Consider the following 17,521-nt stretch of genomic DNA (forward strand, 5'->3'; position numbering starts at 1 on the left):
ACAAACACACCGTCAACAGACAAATGATACCTTGTGACAAAAATATTTCATTCGGTGTGTGAGGGGGTCTCTCTGTCCGTCCCCTCCCCTGATCACGAAACCTAGGCACTCTCTGTGAGTGCCTGCGGGTGAGGGATCTTGACTATCCCGCCGCTGAGGCGATTTGTGCATGGACGTGGTTTAAAGAGGCCACCGTAGCAAGGACATGATGAGGCGGTCATGAAGCACCCAGTTTGCAGGCGTGAAGCTTCAGTCAAAGAGGTACCATTCTACTGATGCGCGTTCTTTTCCCTTATATCGCTCAACCGCACCAAACCTTGCATTCCCTGCCGATTGCAATGGAAATGGCCAGCCGCCACCCAGAGGCGGAAGTCCATGTTGCGTGCACAACTCAGGCGCATCTTGATTATGCTCGGTCCCTAGCCTCCTACTATCCGGAATCGCGTGCCAGTTTTGAACTTCTCCACTTGCCAAACGTTCTACGCGAACACGTAGAACGGCACGGGCACACCGTTTTCTCCCGGCTTGCGAGCCTGTTTTTAAACAAGAAATATTTCTCAACATTTCAGGGCATCGTCGTTCCGGAACGGACATCGCTCTATTTGCGGAAGTTTGGCGTGCGCAAACCACGCCTGATCTGGACCCGCCATGGCGCAGGCGATCGTGCTATCGGTTTTGCACGGGACGTAAAGAATTTTGATTACGTTCTGATGGCCGGGCGTAAGGTGGAGCAGCGACTGCTGGCTCAGGGAGCCATCCGCCCCGGCTGTTATCATACTGGTGTTTATGCCAAATTTGACATGGTGCGCCGTATGCGGAGCACGAGCACCCGCCTGTTCAATAACAACCGCCCGACGATCCTCTACAACCCGCATTTCAACGCGCGGCTGTCATCCTGGCCGAAAATGGGGCTGAATGTTCTTTCTCATTTCGCCAATCAGGACCGTTATAATCTGATCTTTGCGCCTCATTACCGGCTATTCGATAATCGGCGCACTGAAGCACGCCAGCTTGAAAGAGCCTTTGGCGGGCATTCCCATATGATTATAGACACCGGCAGCACGCGCAGTATCGACATGACTTATACGTCGGCTGCGGATCTGTATCTGGGAGACGCGAGCTCTCAGATAGCGGAGTTCCTGGTCCAACCCCGCGCCTGTCTCTTTCTCAACGCCCATAATGTGACGTGGGAAGGGGACGAAAACTATAGATTCTGGACACTTGGCCCCGTTGTGAACACGGTCGACTATCTTGGCGAAGCCGTGGACGACGCATTTTGTTCACATGATGCTTTCGTAAATCTACAAAAAGATTATATACGCGACACGTTCGATCTCAGCGGAGACGAACCCACTGCGCCCGTAGGCGCCGATGCAATTGTTGATTTTCTTCGAATGGCCAGCTGATGAACGTTATGAACTCTGCCTCTTTACCTTCAAACGAAGAGACCTTGCAGCCGGTTCCAACACAGTCCGGTCAGCCGCGCCGTTATGGGGACTTCGCCACATTCCCTGCTGCCTTGGATTATGCAGCCCAAGGCGATGCCGGTTTTAATATCTATTCTGGCAAAGGGGTTCTGCTGGAAGCCCTTCCTTACAAAAAACTTCGTGAACAGGCGATTGAAACCGGCCAGCGCCTGCTGGGGATGGGCCTTCAGCCCGGTGACCGCGTTGCAATTGTGGCTGAAAGCGATGGTGATTTCGCACGGATATTCTTTGGGTGTCAGTATGCGGGCCTTGTTACCGCGCCGCTCCCCCTCCCTGTCGCTTTTGCGGGTAAAGAGGCTTATCTCTCAACCTTGCGGGGAATGATCACCAGTTCTGGCGCAAGCGCCGTGATTATTCCGCAGATTATTGAAGGCTGGACGGATGACATTGTCAGCGGTTTAGGGCTGGTTTTTGCCGGGTCCCCTGCGGATCTGATGGCGCGTCCTGTTTCTGATGTGCCTCTGCCCGAAATTCAGCCCGAAGCCTTGTCTTATCTTCAGTTTTCTTCCGGTAGCACTCGTTTTCCAATGGGTGTCTGTGTGAGCCAGCAGTCCGGAATGGCCAATGTCGCCGCTATTGCCCATGATGGGTTGCAGGTACGTGAAACCGGAGACCGTTGCGTTTCATGGCTTCCCCTCTACCACGATATGGGATTGGTTGGGTTCTTCCTCACCCCCATGACCTGCCAGTTAACGGTGGACATGCTCCCTACCCGGGAGTTTGCCCGTCGCCCGCACGTCTGGCTTGACCTCATCAACCGGAACCGGGGCACGATCGCCTATAGTCCGTCCTTTGGTTATGAACTGTGTGCACGCCGTCCTGCGTCAGCAGGTCTTGACCTTTCAAGCTGGCGGGTAGCTGGAATTGGCGGAGACATGATCCGTCCCCATATTCTAGAAGAGTTCTCCGAACGCTTTGCCAGTGCGGGTTTCAGCGCAAAAGCATTTGAAGCCAGCTACGGCATGGCGGAAGCCACTTTAGCCATCAGCTTTGCTCCCCTGAACACTGGGATTCAGACGGATACGGTTGACCTGACAGTCCTGGAAAGCAAAGGCATTGCCACAGCCCCTACCCATCCAGACACACCGACCCGGACCTTTGTTCTGTGCGGTAAGGTTCTTCCAGACCATGGCCTGGAGGTTCGGGATGCCCGTGGCAACATTCTGGGAGACCGGCAGATTGGCACCATTTTTGTGCGTGGCCCCAGCCTGATGGATGGCTACTTTCGTCGCCCGGATGAAACGCACCAAGTGCTTGATGAGCATAAATGGCTGAACACCGGCGATCTAGGTTACATGCTGAATGGCCAGATTGTTGTCACAGGTCGTGCAAAAGACCTGATTATCATCAATGGTCGGAATATATGGCCGCAGGATCTGGAATGGTCGGCTGAAACCAATATTCCAACTCTCCGCAGCCGGGATGTGGCGGTCTTCTCTCTTGAAAAAGGAGAGCAGGAAGAAATTGTAGCTCTGATTCAGTGCCGCGCGACGGACCCGCAGATACGCGAAACCTTGCGTAATGACGCTGCAAACCTGTTCCGACGCCTACACGGAGTTGATGTTTCTGTTGTGCTGGTTCCACCTCATGCCTTGCCGCAGACATCGTCTGGCAAACTGACACGGGCCAAGGCGCGCAACATGTTTTTGAGCGGCATGTTTGAACCGCCGCCCGATATAGCCTCAGCCTGCTAAGCCCACCCTGCGATCTTGGGAAGGCGGACACTGGTCAAACCCTTGTTTTTCTCCCATAAGGTCGCGCCATTGGGCGGAAGCTCATTTTGTTTAAACACGCATAAGGATGAAGGGATCCGATATGAGCGAAACCGTTGAAAGCGTTTCTGCGCTGATCATCCAGAAGCTTCTCGCCAACCCGAAGGTGCCTCGCGATATCGATGGAAACTGCAAGATCATGGAAGATCTTGCCTTTGATTCTCTGGCAGTCATGAACTTTGTCATGGAAGTTGAAGATACGCTGGATGTCTCCGTTCCGTTGGACAAGCTGGCTGACATCCGTACCATCAATGATCTTGCAACCTGCATTGTTGACCTGAAAAACAAAGGCTGAGTGCGTATGACGTCACTTTTTTCCAAGTTTGACGGCACGGCCAGTGCACTTGGCGCTCTGGTCCAGGCAGGCGGACGCAACCCCTTTGCTGTTGTCATTGAAAAGCCGATTTCTTCGACAGTTGGCGTGATTGAGGGCCGGGAAACACTGCTTTTCGGCACCAATAACTATCTTGGCCTCAGCCAGTCCGAGCGTGCCATCAAGGCTGCACAGGACGCGGTGGGCAAATATGGCGTCGGCACAACAGGGTCACGCATTGCCAACGGCACGCAGTCCCTGCACCGTCAGTTGGAACAGCGTATTGCTGCCTATTTTGGCCGCCGAGACGCCATGGTTTTTTCCACCGGGTATCAGGCCAATCTGGGAATGATCTCCACCCTGGTGGGAAAAGACGATTATCTGATTCTGGATGCGGACAGCCATGCCAGCATCTATGATGGCAGCCGTCTGAGCCCTGCACAGGTGATCCGCTTCCGCCACAATGATGCCGAAGATCTGCACAAACGCCTTAAGCGACTGGACGGAACGCCAGGCGCAAAGCTGATTGTTGTGGAAGGCATTTATTCCATGACTGGCAATGTGGCACCCATTGCGGAAATGGCGGCCGTCAAACGGGAAACGGGCGCGTATCTTCTGGTTGATGAAGCCCACTCCTTTGGCGTGATGGGAGAAAAAGGGCTGGGTGTTGCAGAAGAAGCTGGCGTTGAAGCCGATGTGGATTTTGTGGTTGGCACCTTCTCCAAAAGCCTTGGTACTGTTGGCGGTTATTGCGTTTCCGATCACCCTGAACTGGAAATGGTGCGCCTGAACTGCCGCCCCTACATGTTTACGGCATCATTGCCGCCAGAAGTGATTGCCGCCACCATGGCCGCGCTGGAGGACATGCAGGAACACCCTGAACTGCGGACGCATCTGATGGCCAATGCGGCCCATCTGCATGCAGGCTTCCACCGGATTGGTCTGAACGCCAGCCGACAGGTAAGCCCGGTTATTGCTGTTACTCTGGAATCCTTGGAACAGGCCATTCCCATGTGGAACCGGCTGCTTGACCTTGGGGTGTATGTCAACCTGAGTCTGCCCCCTGCTACCCCAGACCATCGCCCCCTGCTGCGGTGTTCCGTGATGGCAACCCACACACCCGCCCAGATTGATCAGGCGATCGAAATTTTCCGTCAGGCTGGTCTGGAATCTGGCGCTATTGCTGAGTCCGCCCTTTAACGGCTTTTTTGAAACGCTCCCTTACGCCACAGCCGCCATAACAACGGCAGACCGGCAATAAGGGGGTGTTTTTCTGCAAATGGCGTAAGCACTACGGTTATGCCGCTATGCCGTTCAATTTTCCACGCGGCATAGCGTGCGCCGCCAGAGAAAGTAAACGCTGCTTTCATCAACCGGACAATATTAAGAGGTTTCCCAAGGTTTTTCCTCAGTGCCCATGCTTTTTCCTGCTTTTCTTTTTGAGCAGGCGATAGGATCGGCTTAAGCATCCCGCCATTTTCATGCACGCCCAGCCCTGCTACCTGCCAGCATGGCAGCAGAAGGCGATCATAGCGATCCTGATAGCTGGCAACGATACCAGCTCCTCGCCCTGATTTTTCCACTCGCAATTCAGCCTGATACGTTCGACGATAGAGCGCATTCCAAAACTCTTCCGGCTGCCCACTCTCCGGCCCCAACCATGCAGACCATAAGGCAGCTGTGATGGTGGCCCGCATAACGCACTGCTGCAAAGCATGCGCAGCTTGAGAGTCCACGGCCCAGACCAACCTTACAGGTTGCGAAAAACGAGCCCATACAGTGGTGTCCCATGTCTGCAAGCCCGTTAAGGTGCGAAACTGCGCCAAAGACAAAAGCGCTACCTTCGCCCGAAGCAAACGCCCACCAATCTCGATTTCATGATATTCCACATTTGGTGGTAAAAGCACGTTGCCCATACGCGCCAGAAAAGGCCGAGGCCAATCTGACTGCCGCCGCAAAATGACATAAAAATCAAGTAATGTGTCTTCTTGAACTCCGCTGCGCAGCCCTGATCCATAAAACAGGACTCCCAAAGGCCGGGCAGCCCCGAGCATAGCGCTTACAAATTCTGTGATTTCGGAGGCTACTGGGGTGCTCAGTTCCTGATGGATCTGTTCACTCAGCATTTTGTGGACATTGACCTGTTCGCCAGAGAGCCGTTCCGCCATCACTCTCGCCTTTTTACGCCTGAAGAAAAGACACGATTGGCCCCGCAGTGATGTCCAGGCACTGGCCTGGCCCGGTATCCAACACCTCCCCGTCCAGCACAAAAGACTGCTCCGTGCACAACCGGATCCGCTCGGAAGAACCGCTACGGTAAAATGGGCTGTTCTGCATCCATGCGGGAGCCCGCCCCCGCACGAGGTTCCAGATGGCTTTGGTCAATCGTTCCGGTCGGGCTTCAACATCCAAATAACTGATACCCCGGTCTGCTTCTCCCTCCGATTTCCAGAAAGGCCAGATTCCATGAGGCAGACACTGCAGTCCTGTGCACAGAAAGAGGAAACACGCCTGCATTTCTGGCATATTTTCTTCCAGCCCCAGCTCTACAGGCGTGCCATTCAACCATCCCTGCCGCAGACGGGGTGTCAGTAACTGGCGCGCTGTGAGAGCAAACGTTGCCAGCACCGCAGCGTCATGGGCGTAATTTTTCAGAATAGCGGGCTGGTGGGCGATCTCGATCGCGCGTGTAAAAGCGCCCAGCCCCCCAAAAAAGCCGAGCTCGGCGGCCCGATCCTGTCCTGGCCATGAAATGACCAGAGGCTGACGCTGTTTGACATCAGAGAGCAACCGTTTTGATCTGGCCCGCTCCTGTAGGCGGCGCAGGGCTTCCACCCCACGCAGACCAAACCCGACATCTGCCGCAATCAGATTCGTATTACCTGAAGGTAATACCGCAATCATGGGCAAGCTGTGGTTGGGGTAAGAAGAGGCATACAGAACGCTCAGCACTTTGCCGACCGTTCCGTCCCCGCCATCAACAACAAGACACTCCACCTGTTGGCGGGCGAGATCTTCAATTGTTTCTTGCAGGGCCTCGGATGTAGCCGGCGCATAAAACATCGGACCGAGCATTTCCTGCGCGGTTGCAAGATATTGACGATCCGCCTTGAGATTACGTCGGCTACGGGAATTGTGAATTAAGGCGAAACGATCTGGCACTCAGACACTCATGCGGTTGCAGATAATGCGCCAGCGCCTTTTGCCCCGGCATACGCCGGTGGTATAGTGAGACTTCATGCACTTGTCACATGCTGTCCTTTCAGCCCCCCTTGTGCCGGAGTTTCCTGTTTTTGCCCTCTCTTCAAATTGCACATTTTTCTGACCCGCATTTACCGCTGGTCGGGCTCCCGGCGCTGCGTGAAATCCGCTTCAAACGTATGCTGTCCCTTCTCTCCTGGCAGCTCAAGCGCCGCCATGTGCATCTGGGTGCGCCATTGGCGGCTGTCATGCAGGATATTGGCCGCCACAACCCGGATCTGGTGGCTCTTACAGGCGATCTGACCAATCTGGGACTGGCATCGGAATTTGAGGCGGCAACGCGCTGGCTACAAGCTCAGGACTTGCCGGATACGCTTCTTGTGCCCGGCAATCATGATGCACTGATCCGTGAGAACGCTGAGAGCAAAAGCGTACAGTGGGCCCCTTGGTTACAAAGCCAGACGGGATTTCCGTCCTTACTGAAAAAAGGAAGCGTGGCGCTGATCGGGTTGAACAGCGCCACGCCGACCCCACCTTTCTTTGCATCGGGGCGCGTTTCAGAAACCCAACTTGACGCTCTCGGCGGCCTTTTGCGCCAAACGGGAGAAAAAGGACTCTGCCGGATTGTGCTGATCCATCACCCACCGGTGCAAGGACTGGTAAGCAAACGAAAGGGACTGGATGGGATGGAACGATTACAGGCCATCCTGAAACGCGAGGGAGCAGAGCTTGTTCTGCACGGCCACTCGCACCGTGCGACTCTCTCTAACATTCCACACACGCATATTCCGGTTGTTGGCACGACATCTGCCTCACATAGTGCGACCACTCCGGCCCAGGCCGCAGGATGGAACTGTATTTCCGTTCTGGCTGAGGCCAATCACTGGCAGATAAGCATTCAAAGGCGAGAACTAGGCGCTAACGGCAGGATGCAGGACGGATTTTTGCACCATTTCTCCCCCCATCGCCTTTCTTGCACAAAGGCGCTATGAAGCCGCCATGCAGCACGAGCCTCTCTTGCGCAGGGTGAAAGCGTTCTTCACGCCGGGAACGCTGGACCGTTACCTGATTGCGCAGGTCATTCCGCCTTTTCTGGTTGCACTTTCCGTCGTGATGGCGGCGTTGCTGCTGGAGCGGCTGCTGGTGCTGTTCAACCTGCTGGCGGCAGGCGATAATCATCTGGGCACATTTTTGGAACTGCTGGGCACGTTGCTGCCGCACTATCTGGGGCTGGCCATTCCCGCCGCCCTGTGCGTGAGCGTGTTCTCCGTTATCCGGCGCATGAGTCAGAACGAAGAAATTGACGCCATTACCAGCAGCGGCATCTCTCTTGTGAGGATTACCCGCCCCTTTATCCTGCTCGGCGCTTTTCTGGGGTTTCTGTCCTTTCTGCTGTATGGCTTTGTCCAACCCCATGCCCGCTATGACTTCCGAGAGGCATTCTACGTTGCCAGCCACACAGGCTGGGCCCCCCGCCTGCAATCACGCATGTTCGCCAGCCCCTCCAACCATCTGACCCTTGTGGCAGACCATGTGGATCATGCTGGCTCCAGCCTGCAAAAGGTGTTCATTCGCGATACCTCCGACCATCAGGAGCGGGACATTACCGCCGCGCGGGGGCACATCCGGCTGGCATCTGACAATTCCGCCGTGGAAATTGATCTGGAAGACGGCACCATCCTTACCGATAACGGAAAGAGTGCCCCCTCCCTCACCACGTTCGACCACGCGACCAAAACGTTGACGGAAGCCTCCCACCTCTCACCTTTCCGCCAACGCGGAGAAGATGAACGGGAACTGACCTCTCCAGAGCTGGTCAGCCGCCTGATACAGCGGGACCCGGCTATCTCCCGCCCCCATATGCGCTCAGAGGTCCATTTCCGGCTGGCGCGTAGCCTGACCATCCCGTTCATTCCCGTTCTGGCGGCAGCCCTTGCCATCATGCGCAAGCGGCAACGCAGCAGCGCAGGGCTTGTGGTGGCGTTTATTGTGATGGTGGGCTTTGACCACCTGCTTCAGTTTGGGCACAGCATGGTTGCCACAAAAAAGGCTCCCCTTCTTATTATCTGGGGGCCTGCATGGGTCTTTGTGATCGGCTGCTCCTTGTTGCTGCTGTACAAGGCTGGCGTGTTTCAGGCGCTCAGGGCGCAATGGACCGCCAGAAGAGCGTCTTCAACCACCGGGGGAGAGGCTGTACCATGAGCAAAACCTCTCATCCGCCCCGGTTTGTTCTCCTACGTTATCTTTCCGGTGTCCTGCTCAACCGCGTGCTCTTTAGCTGCGCCGTGCTTGTAGGGCTTCTGGAAATTCTGGCTCTGCTGGAACAGACAACGCCCATCCTGCAACGCCACCTGGGTGTTGCGGGAATTCTGACCTACGCGGGCATGCGGCTGCCCTTCCTCATGGCGGGAGCACTCCCTCTCAGTCTGCTGATCGGGGCGCTGGTCATGCTCTCCCAAATGACATTGGCGAGTGAGATGGCCATCCTGCAGGCATCGGGCCTTTCCATGCTCGGCCTGTACAAACGCCTGATCCCGGCCACGCTGATTATTGGTGCGCTGGGAGTCGTTCTTGATGATCAGGTAACGCCACGGTCGGAACAAGCGTTGGCCGCCTGGTGGAACCGAACAGATCCCCACCCGGAAAAAGGCCATGCCTTCTGGTTTCATGAAGGGCGACAGGTTGCGCGTGTGACCTACGTGGCTGATGGGGGCAACATGCTCTCCGGTCTGGATATCTACTCACGCGATGAAAAAGGTTTGTTGCAAGAAGTGATCCACGCTGATCGCGCTGATTATACCCATGCCAATGGGTGGATTCTTCACACCGTCAAACGCATTCAGATCAATGATCCAACGGCAACACGCCTGCCGTCAGAAGAGCAGCGAAACTGGCAGACAACCTTGCATCCGTGGGATTTTATCCGCCTTTCCACAGAAAATCCGCCCCTTTCATCCGGCACCATCATCGGCATGTTGCGGGGGCATCTGCCTTCTGATTCCAGTCCGGGTTTTCTACAGGCCGGGCTACTTGAGCGCTTTCTGCGCCCGGCTGCAATGCTGGTACTCCTGTTAATTGCCATGCCGGTGATCTATATCCCTCCTCGCACGGGCACCCGTAGCTGGCTTCCGGTCTGGTGTCTGGGGGCAGGTCTGCTGTTTATCGTGGCGCAAGGTCTTCTACGCGCCATGGGCAATGCGGGCCTTCTGCCGCCGCCCGTTGCAACTGTTCCTGGCCTGATTATCTTCACGCTGGGGGCCGCAACAGTGCTTTTGAGGAATGAAGCAAAATGAGTGGAACGCTGAACAATGCGAGCCTGAAAACAGGCCGGAGCTTTGATCTGGGCAAAATGAACCTCAGACAGCTTTGGGTTGCGTATCTCACCTACCCGACCATTCTGCTCTATTTTGCTCTGATTTTTGCCTGCATTGCCGTCGCCACGCATTTTTTTGCAGGATGGGGCGCAACGCTTGTTTCCATCGTTGCCGTTATTCTGGTCTATCCATTGGTGTGGTATCTGCTGCACCGTTATGTGCTGCATGGTCGCGTTCTGTATAAAATGAAGTGGACCGCATCCTTGTGGAAACGGATCCACTTTGACCACCATCAGGACCCGCATCTGCTGGATGTGCTGTTTGGTGCGCCCGTCACCACGCTGCCAACAATCGCCATCATCACCTGCCCCATCGGCTATCTGATCGGGGGTATTGGGGCATCTGCCACGGCATTTGGCACAGGCGTTACCATTACGTGCATTTATGAATTTTTCCACTGCATCCAGCACCTGAACTATAAACCGCGTTCCGCCTGGATCCAGCGCATGAAAGCCCGCCACGTTCTGCATCATTTCCATGATGAAGACGGCAATTTCGGTATCACCAGCTTTGTGGTCGATCGCCTGTTTGGCAGCTATTACAAGGACGCCAAAGCACGCCCCCGCAGCCCGACCGTTTTCAATCTGGGCTATGACATCAAGGAAGCCAAAATCTACCCGTGGGTGATGGATCTGACAGGCTCCCCCCCGCGTGACCGTCCGGATGGCGCCCGGCCAGACGCCAAAGCAGCGCGTGGCACCCGGCACGCCGCATGAACATTCCTTCCAAGGGTCTGAACGTTCTGGTTCTGGCCGGTACACGGCCCGGGGCGCCAGACCCCATGGCGCAGGCAGCCGGGGTTTCTCATAAAGCCATTCTGCCCGTAGCAGGCACTCCCATGATTTTGCGGGTTCTGGCCGCCCTCCGTGCTACCCCAGCAGTTGGACGAATTGCTGTCTGCATTGATAAACCGACGGTTCTGAATGGTATTTTACCACCTGATGTCGGCATCATCCCTTCTCGCCCGGAAGGGCCAAGCGCCAGCGTTCTGGCGGGGTTGGCGCAGTTCGGCACGCCGTTGCTTGTCACTACGGCCGATAGTGCTTTGCTGCGCCCCGACTGGATTACGGAATTCCTGGAAAAATGCGGCCCACAGTGTGATGTCGCCGCCGCAGTTGCCCCTGAAGCCGTTGTGCTGCGAGATGTGCCGGGCACCAAACGCACCTTTATCCGGCTTTCTGATCTGGCGTTCTCTGGTTGTAATCTGTTCCTCTTCAATTCTCCTGCCGCCGTAAACGTGGCGACGCTCTGGCTGAAGGTGGAGAAAAACCGCAAACACCCACTCCGCATTGCCTGGCTTCTGGGGCCAATGGTGCTGCTGAAAGCGCTCTGCAAAAAATTAAGCCGTGCGGCCTTGTGCGCTCGGATTGGCAAGCTAACAGGTGCCCGGGCTGAACTGATCTGCCTTTCGGATGGTCGCGCTGCCGTGGATGTCGATAAGCCTGCCGATCTGGCTTTGACAGAAAAACTGATTGCGGCTGAAGCGCCAGCCTGAAACTGAATTTCCATGCGTATTGCTTACGTCATCAACTCCACGGAAGGCGGTGGTGCGGCCTTTCCTGTTCCAGCCATTACGCGGGTGCTTCGGCAGGCTGGTCATGAAGTCGCTGTTTTCGCCCTGACCCGGCGCGATGGACGCGCCGAAAAACCGATGCGCGATGCCGGGTTGGAGGTTTTTATCCGCGAGGGTGGCCGAAAAGACCATCTGGCCGCCTTTTTCTGGCTGCAAAAGCAGATCGCACTGTGGCGACCCACCCATATCTGGACCTCCCTGACACGGGCAACGCTTCTCGGGCAAAGCGTGGGGCAGAAACGCGGTATTCCTGTCATAAGCTGGCAACATTCAGCCAAACTCCGTCCGCCGAATGATACCTTGCTCCGCCTGCGGCGTAACGCGTCCTGCCTATGGATAGGCGATTCCGATTACGTGACACAGATTACCCGCACCCAGTTGGGCATTCCGACGGACAGGCTGATGTGTTGGCCTATTTTTCATGCGCGGGCTTCCGCCCCGCAAAGCCGCCCATGGCAGGCAGGCGAGACCATCCGGCTGGGTTCAGTGGGCAGACTTCATCCAGTCAAGGGGTATGACACGCTTTGCCTTGCTCTGGCACAGCTTAAACAAAAAGATGCGCTCCCTCCGTTTCACCTTACTATTGCCGGAGAAGGCGAAGAAGGGGCGAAACTGGAAGCGCTCGTGCGGCTTCATGGACTACAGAATGAGGTCTCCTTGCCGGGATTCTGCTCGGACACCGGTGCGTTTCTGGCGGAACAGCATCTGTATCTCCAACCCTCTCACTGGGAGGGATTCTGCATGGCCGCGCATGAAGCCATGCAGGCAGGTCTTCCGGTTATTTCATCAGCAGTGGGAGAACTGACACGCTCTGTCCAACCCGGCGTAACAGGGTGGACTGTGCCTCCACGTAATACAGAGGCGCTCTCGGCCTGCCTCGCACAGGCGCTCGCACGCCCTGAAATGCTCCATCAGATGGGACAAGCTGCCCGAAGCTATGTCTTCTCCCATTTCAATGAAGACGCTTTTACCAAAGCCGGACAGGCTGTTCTCGCGCGGTTGGCTCAGATCGCCCCCTAAAGACAGGAACAGCCAGATATCTGGTCTGGCTGCCTGCAAAATCTGACAGGGCGGGTCTGGAAGGCGTTTTGCAGATCAGTGATGTTTCCCGTCACAGTGGTGAGCCTGCATCGAGCCTTTCGGTCGGCTTTCAGCCCCTTGCCAGCCCTCGCTTTCCGGTTTCTTGAAACAGCCTTTTGGAAGAGCTGTAATCCCTCGCCTCTCCCTACGTTCTCATAGAGCCCTGGATACGTTCTGCAGTAGCCAGTCTGCTTTCTCGGGCACGTCGACCATGCTTGCCGCTTCGGCCTGCGCCAGTTCCGCCAGATTGCCATCACCATACCCCCACGCTGCAAACAAAGCCGGGCAGCCTGCCCCCTGCGCAGCCAGAAGATCTGGAGACATATCCCCGATCATCACACTGCTCTCCGGTTGCGCTCCCGCCTTGGCAATTGTTCCCAGAAGATGGCCGGGGTCCGGCTTTCTAACGGCAAAGCTGTCTCCTCCCCCCACACAGGCGAACAAGGGAGAAAGGCCAAACCGTTCCAGAATGGCCAGTGCCGCGACTTCCGGCTTATTGGTACAGATTGCAAGCAGCCATCCCTGCGCCTGAAGTGTATGAAGCGTGTCTTCTGTGCCCGGAAACAATCGGGATAACCGGGTGGCCCGTGGGGTGTAGAACTCCATAAAGCGGCGGCAGGCCTGAGCGTGATCTATGTCCGCCACCTGCGCACCCGCTCCTTTTTCTGCCCCGGCCTGAAGCAGACGTTCGACCAGCATGGGCACCCCATTGCCAATCATGCGGCGCACTTCTGCGTCTGATACGGACGGCAGAGCATAGCTGGCCAGCAGTTCCCGCCCGCATTCCGCCAGATCAGGCAGGGAGTCCAGCAATGTGCCATCCATGTCAAACACTGCGAGTTTCTGTTTCATCACCGCTTTTGCCTTCTTCAGTAAAGTCCTGAAAAATTTTATGATATCCAGATTTCAGGTTTCCTCCAGCCCGGCGTTTGACAGGGGCGTGAGGTTGGCTTACCGCAATTCAATCATGACATCTCCTCTCCCTTCCCGTCCTGCCACTGCGGTCCTGCTGGCCGCCGGGCTGGGCACCCGCATGAAGTCCTCCCGCCCCAAAGCCATGCAGCGGCTGGCCGGCCGCCCCATGCTGGCGCATCTGATCGCCAATGCGGCAGATGTGTTTGATCGGCTGGTGGTGGTCATTGGTCCTGAAATGGAAGATGTTGCCGAACTGGCAGCCCCTTACCCGGTGGTAGTACAGCATGAACGGCTGGGCACCGCCCACGCAGCCCTGCAGGCTGAAGCATATTTTGGCGAAGGGGATGTAGCCGTACTCTATGCGGATAATCCGCTGATTTCGGCTGAAACTCTGAACCGCCTTCTGGAAGAACGCCGCTCGCCCGATGTTGAGCTCGCGCTGCTGGCCATGCGCCCCAAGGAACCGGGACGATATGGCCGGGTGGTTGCACAGAACGGCAATGTGGACCGCATTGTGGAATGGGCGGACGCCACACCGGAGGAGCGCGCCATTGATCTATGCAATGCGGGCGTTCTGTGCGCGGATGCAGACACCTTCCGTACATGGTTGAAGGCTGTGAAAAATGAAAACGCCAAAGGTGAATATTACCTGACGGACGTGGTCGATCTGGCGGTAGCAGACGGCGTACGTGTACGCGCCGTGGAAGCTGCAGAAGATGAACTGCGTGGCATCAATTCCCGCGTGGAACTGGCCGAGGCTGAAGCCGCCCTCCAGAACCGCCTGCGCACGAAAGCCATGGAAAACGGCGTAACGCTGGTCGCGCCGGAAACAGTCTTCCTCTGCGCTGATACCGAACTTGAACCCGATGTGCTGGTCGAACCGCATGTGGTGTTCGGCCCCGGTGTTACCGTGCGAAGCGGCGCAGAAATCCGTGCTTTCAGTCATCTGGAAGGGTGTGAGGTGCAGGCCAATGCGCTGATCGGCCCCTATGCCCGCCTGCGCCCCGGAGCGGATATTGGTGTGGGAGCCCACATTGGCAATTTTGTTGAGGTCAAGAACACCACCGTAGGAGACGGTGCCAAAGCCAACCACCTGACCTATCTGGGCGATGCCGATATTGGTGCCCGGACCAATGTGGGGGCCGGCACCATTACCTGCAATTATGACGGCTTCTTCAAGCACCGCACCCTAATTGGTGACAACGTGTTTGTCGGCTCAAACGCCATTCTGGTGGCCCCGGTCAGCATTGGCACCAATGCCATGATTGCTGCTGGCAGCACCATTACCAAGGATGTGCCTGAAAATGCCCTTGCCTTTGGCCGCTCCCGTCAGGTGAGCAAACCCGAACTGGGCAAGCACTTCAAGGAAACACTCAAAGCCCGAAAGGAAAACGGCTGATGTGCGGAATATGCGGTGTTGTCGGTCTGCGACATGCCACGCCCATCGTCTTTGAAGGACTGCGCCGTCTGGAATATCGCGGATATGATTCCGCCGGTATCGCCACGTTGGTGGACGGCCGGGTAGAACGCCGCCGCGCTGCCGGTAAGCTGGATAATCTGGGTGCGCTTCTTGAGCAGGACCCGCTTCCGGGCACAACAGGTATTGGCCACACACGATGGGCAACTCATGGTGCCCCCACAACCTGCAATGCACACCCGCACGGCACCGAGCGCGTCGCCATTGTTCACAATGGTATTATTGAGAACTTTGAAGACCTCCGCCGTGAATTGGAAGAAGCCGGACAGGTTTTCAGCACGGAAACGGATAGCGAGACCATTGCCCAACTGGTGGATTACCATCTTGGGCAGGGCCTTGCCCCCAAGGATGCCGCGTTAAAAGCCCTCAACCGTCTGGAAGGGGCTTATGCCATCGCCATGATCTTTGCCGGTCATGAAGGGCTGATGATTGGTGCCTGCCATAGCGCCCCGCTGGCTGTTGGCTATGGCAAGGATGAAATGTTCCTTGGGTCTGACTCCCTCGCCCTTGCACCGCTGACCAACCGCATCACCTACATGGAAGATGGGGACTGCGTGGTGATCACTCCGCAAAAAGCGGAGTTCATGACGTTTGACGGCACGCCTGTTCAGCGCAAGGAGCAGACCACGGCTCTGGCCGCAGGTGCCATTGGCAAGGACGGCTACCGTCATTTCATGGAAAAAGAGCTGCATGAGCATCCGCTGGTTATTGGCCAGACCCTGCAGCGCATGGTTGACCCTGCCAGCCGCCGCGTATTTTTGCCGGACATGCCTTTTGATCTGGCCACTGTGCCTCGTGCGGTGATCACCGCCTGCGGTTCAGCATTCTATGCTGGCATGGTTGGCCGCTACTGGCTGGAAGCCATTGCGCGGCTGCCGGTGGATATCGACGTTGCCAGTGAGATGCGGTACCGCAACCCGCCACTGACGGAAGGCTCGCTCGGCCTGCTGATTTCTCAGTCTGGAGAAACGGCGGATACATTGGCGGCTCTGCGCAGCTTGCGCCAGAAAGCCATCCATATTCTTTCCGTGCTGAATGTTGAGCACAGCACCATGGCGCGTGAAAGTGACAGCGTTCTGGGGACTGTGGCTGGCCCGGAAATTTCCGTGGCCTCCACCAAGGCCTTCACGGCTCAACTGACAGTGCTTGCCTGCCTGACTATTGCCACGGCCCGCGCACGCGGCACGCTAGAGGCGCTTGCAGAAGAAGAACTGGTAGCAGCCCTGCTTGATCTGCCAAGCCGCGCGGCAGAGGTCTTTACGCAAGGTGCAGCCATACGGCGGCTTGCAGGCGTTGTAGCCGAGGCCCGTGACGTTCTGTATTTGGGCCGCGGCAGCATGTTCCCCATTGCCATGGAAGGTGCGCTGAAGCTCAAGGAAATTTCCTACATCCATGCGGAAGCCTATGCCGCAGGGGAAATGAAGCATGGTCCGATCTCCCTGATTGATCGCACCGTGCCGATTGTCGCCAGCGTGCCTTACACGCCCTTGTTTGATAAAACGCTGTCCAACCTTCAGGAAGCCAAGGCTCGTGGCGGGCGTCTGCTGGTCTTTACAGATACCAAGGGCGCGGACCGTGTTTCCGCCATTGCGGAAGACATGGTGGTTCTGCCGCATGTGCATGATTTTGTTGCCCCCATCCTGCAAACCATTCCCGTGCAGATGCTGGCGTATGAAGTTGCTGTTCTGAAGGGAACAGATGTGGACCAGCCCCGCAATCTGGCAAAGTCCGTAACGGTTGAATAAACCCGCGAACTCATCACACTAGACGTCATAAGCGTCTCTATATCGCCCGAGTGAGAGTTTCTCTTTCACTCGGGCTTTTATTTTCAGAAGAGCCTTGCCCGTTACGGGAACTGACGTGGGGCTCCATCCAGCAGCACCGTGATGTGGCCCAGTTTGGGGTGATCGAGTTCCAACCGGACGGCCACAAAGCCTGCAGCCCCAATCCGTTCAAACCAAGCCCGGCCCGGCTGCGGGTTACGCAGTTTGCTTTGCTCGTTGCTGAGCTTGAACCCCTTGATCTGCTGCCCCACGAAGTTGCAACGCAGGGCGGCCTCCCCCCAGTCCAATGGTCCGCTTGAGGGAAGTTTCTGCTCGCTTCCCGCCTGCACGGAAAGCGTTGTCAGCCGCAATCCGTCAAAAACTTTTTCCTGCATGGCACAGTTCTGTGTCTCTCTTACCTGCCGTAGCAAACCCATCAACATGGCCAACGTATCAACCGCACCTTGCCGCTCAGCTTCTGTCACCGCCTCCCGGTTTGTCTCCGGTGGGTCAAGTTGAGTAACCAGCGGAATAGTGTCTTTATATGTCAGGAAAATATGGCGGTT

Annotated in this window: 15 protein-coding genes and 1 pseudogene; 12 read left to right on the forward strand and 4 right to left on the reverse strand. The window is 56.4% G+C overall.

The features are described from left to right. Positions 1-275 precede the first annotated feature (275 nt). The 4 genes from AD944_RS03185 to spt all read left to right on the forward strand — a co-directional run bounded on the left by AD944_RS03185 (position 276) and on the right by spt (position 4,772). On the forward strand, positions 276-1,406 hold the full coding sequence (locus tag AD944_RS03185; RefSeq protein ID WP_035380801.1) for a sensor domain-containing protein: 1,131 nt from the start codon (positions 276-278) through the stop codon (positions 1,404-1,406). After that, positions 1,406-3,181 (forward strand): fatty acyl-AMP ligase, encoded by a 1,776-nt coding sequence (locus AD944_RS03190; RefSeq protein WP_145912865.1) that lies wholly within the window; start codon positions 1,406-1,408, stop codon positions 3,179-3,181. Before AD944_RS03185 ends, AD944_RS03190 begins: the two co-directional genes overlap by 1 nt. 121 nt (positions 3,182-3,302) lie before the next feature. Then, positions 3,303-3,554: an acyl carrier protein gene (locus AD944_RS03195; protein ID WP_006558274.1), complete on the forward strand. Its 252-nt coding sequence runs from the start codon at positions 3,303-3,305 to the stop codon at positions 3,552-3,554. Positions 3,555-3,560: 6 nt separating this feature from the next. Beyond that, the gene (gene spt / locus AD944_RS03200; protein ID WP_035380803.1) at positions 3,561-4,772 is read left to right on the forward strand and encodes a serine palmitoyltransferase; all 1,212 of its coding nucleotides are present in this window, start codon (positions 3,561-3,563) and stop codon (positions 4,770-4,772) included. On the opposite strand, the gene AD944_RS03205 is transcribed toward spt, so the two are convergent. Together AD944_RS03205 and AD944_RS03210 are read right to left on the reverse strand one after the other, a co-directional pair. Continuing rightward, positions 4,769-5,698, reverse strand: coding sequence for a hypothetical protein (locus AD944_RS03205; protein ID WP_045542817.1), 930 nt, complete (start codon positions 5,696-5,698; stop codon positions 4,769-4,771). The two genes, spt and AD944_RS03205, sit on opposite strands and share 4 nt — an antisense overlap. 55 nt (positions 5,699-5,753) lie before the next feature. Then, positions 5,754-6,734 (reverse strand): diacylglycerol/lipid kinase family protein, encoded by a 981-nt coding sequence (locus AD944_RS03210; RefSeq protein WP_045542806.1) that lies wholly within the window; start codon positions 6,732-6,734, stop codon positions 5,754-5,756. A gap of 89 nt (positions 6,735-6,823) precedes the next feature. Between AD944_RS03210 and AD944_RS03215 the strand changes: the two genes are divergently transcribed. From AD944_RS03215 to AD944_RS03240, 6 genes are read left to right on the forward strand one after another with little or no spacing between them, the layout of a single operon-like run. After that, positions 6,824-7,765 (forward strand): metallophosphoesterase family protein, encoded by a 942-nt coding sequence (locus AD944_RS03215; RefSeq protein WP_045542807.1) that lies wholly within the window; start codon positions 6,824-6,826, stop codon positions 7,763-7,765. 7 nt (positions 7,766-7,772) lie between these two features. After that, positions 7,773-8,975, forward strand: coding sequence for an LptF/LptG family permease (locus tag AD944_RS03220; RefSeq protein ID WP_045542808.1), 1,203 nt, complete (start codon positions 7,773-7,775; stop codon positions 8,973-8,975). After that, positions 8,972-10,066, forward strand: a complete 1,095-nt coding sequence (locus AD944_RS03225) for an LptF/LptG family permease (protein WP_045542809.1) — start codon at positions 8,972-8,974, stop codon at positions 10,064-10,066. Before AD944_RS03220 ends, AD944_RS03225 begins: the two co-directional genes overlap by 4 nt. Then, the gene (locus AD944_RS03230) at positions 10,063-10,863 is read left to right on the forward strand and encodes a sterol desaturase family protein (RefSeq protein ID WP_045542810.1); all 801 of its coding nucleotides are present in this window, start codon (positions 10,063-10,065) and stop codon (positions 10,861-10,863) included. Before AD944_RS03225 ends, AD944_RS03230 begins: the two co-directional genes overlap by 4 nt. Then, positions 10,860-11,642, forward strand: coding sequence for a nucleotidyltransferase family protein (locus AD944_RS03235; RefSeq protein ID WP_045542811.1), 783 nt, complete (start codon positions 10,860-10,862; stop codon positions 11,640-11,642). Before AD944_RS03230 ends, AD944_RS03235 begins: the two co-directional genes overlap by 4 nt. Before the next feature lie 12 nt (positions 11,643-11,654). Beyond that, complete coding sequence (locus tag AD944_RS03240) at positions 11,655-12,740, forward strand: glycosyltransferase family 4 protein (RefSeq protein ID WP_045542812.1); 1,086 nt, start codon at positions 11,655-11,657, stop codon at positions 12,738-12,740. Positions 12,741-12,953: 213 nt separating this feature from the next. On the opposite strand, the gene AD944_RS03245 is transcribed toward AD944_RS03240, so the two are convergent. Further along, positions 12,954-13,652, reverse strand: coding sequence for an HAD hydrolase-like protein (locus AD944_RS03245; RefSeq protein ID WP_082741268.1), 699 nt, complete (start codon positions 13,650-13,652; stop codon positions 12,954-12,956). Between the two features lie 115 nt (positions 13,653-13,767). On the opposite strand from AD944_RS03245, the gene glmU reads away from it, so the two are divergent. Continuing rightward, complete coding sequence (gene glmU / locus AD944_RS03250; protein ID WP_045542813.1) at positions 13,768-15,114, forward strand: bifunctional UDP-N-acetylglucosamine diphosphorylase/glucosamine-1-phosphate N-acetyltransferase GlmU; 1,347 nt, start codon at positions 13,768-13,770, stop codon at positions 15,112-15,114. Beyond that, positions 15,114-16,937: a glutamine--fructose-6-phosphate transaminase (isomerizing) gene (gene glmS, locus AD944_RS03255; protein ID WP_045542814.1), complete on the forward strand. Its 1,824-nt coding sequence runs from the start codon at positions 15,114-15,116 to the stop codon at positions 16,935-16,937. Before glmU ends, glmS begins: the two co-directional genes overlap by 1 nt. Before the next feature lie 101 nt (positions 16,938-17,038). Here glmS and AD944_RS17000 read toward each other — a convergent pair. Further along, positions 17,039-17,521 (reverse strand): annotated as a pseudogene (locus AD944_RS17000) (DUF3108 domain-containing protein); the annotation flags it as partial.

Origin of the sequence: Acetobacter tropicalis, assembly GCF_001580915.1 — a bacterium.
In the GTDB taxonomy this organism is placed as follows: Bacteria; Pseudomonadota; Alphaproteobacteria; order Acetobacterales; family Acetobacteraceae; genus Acetobacter; species Acetobacter tropicalis.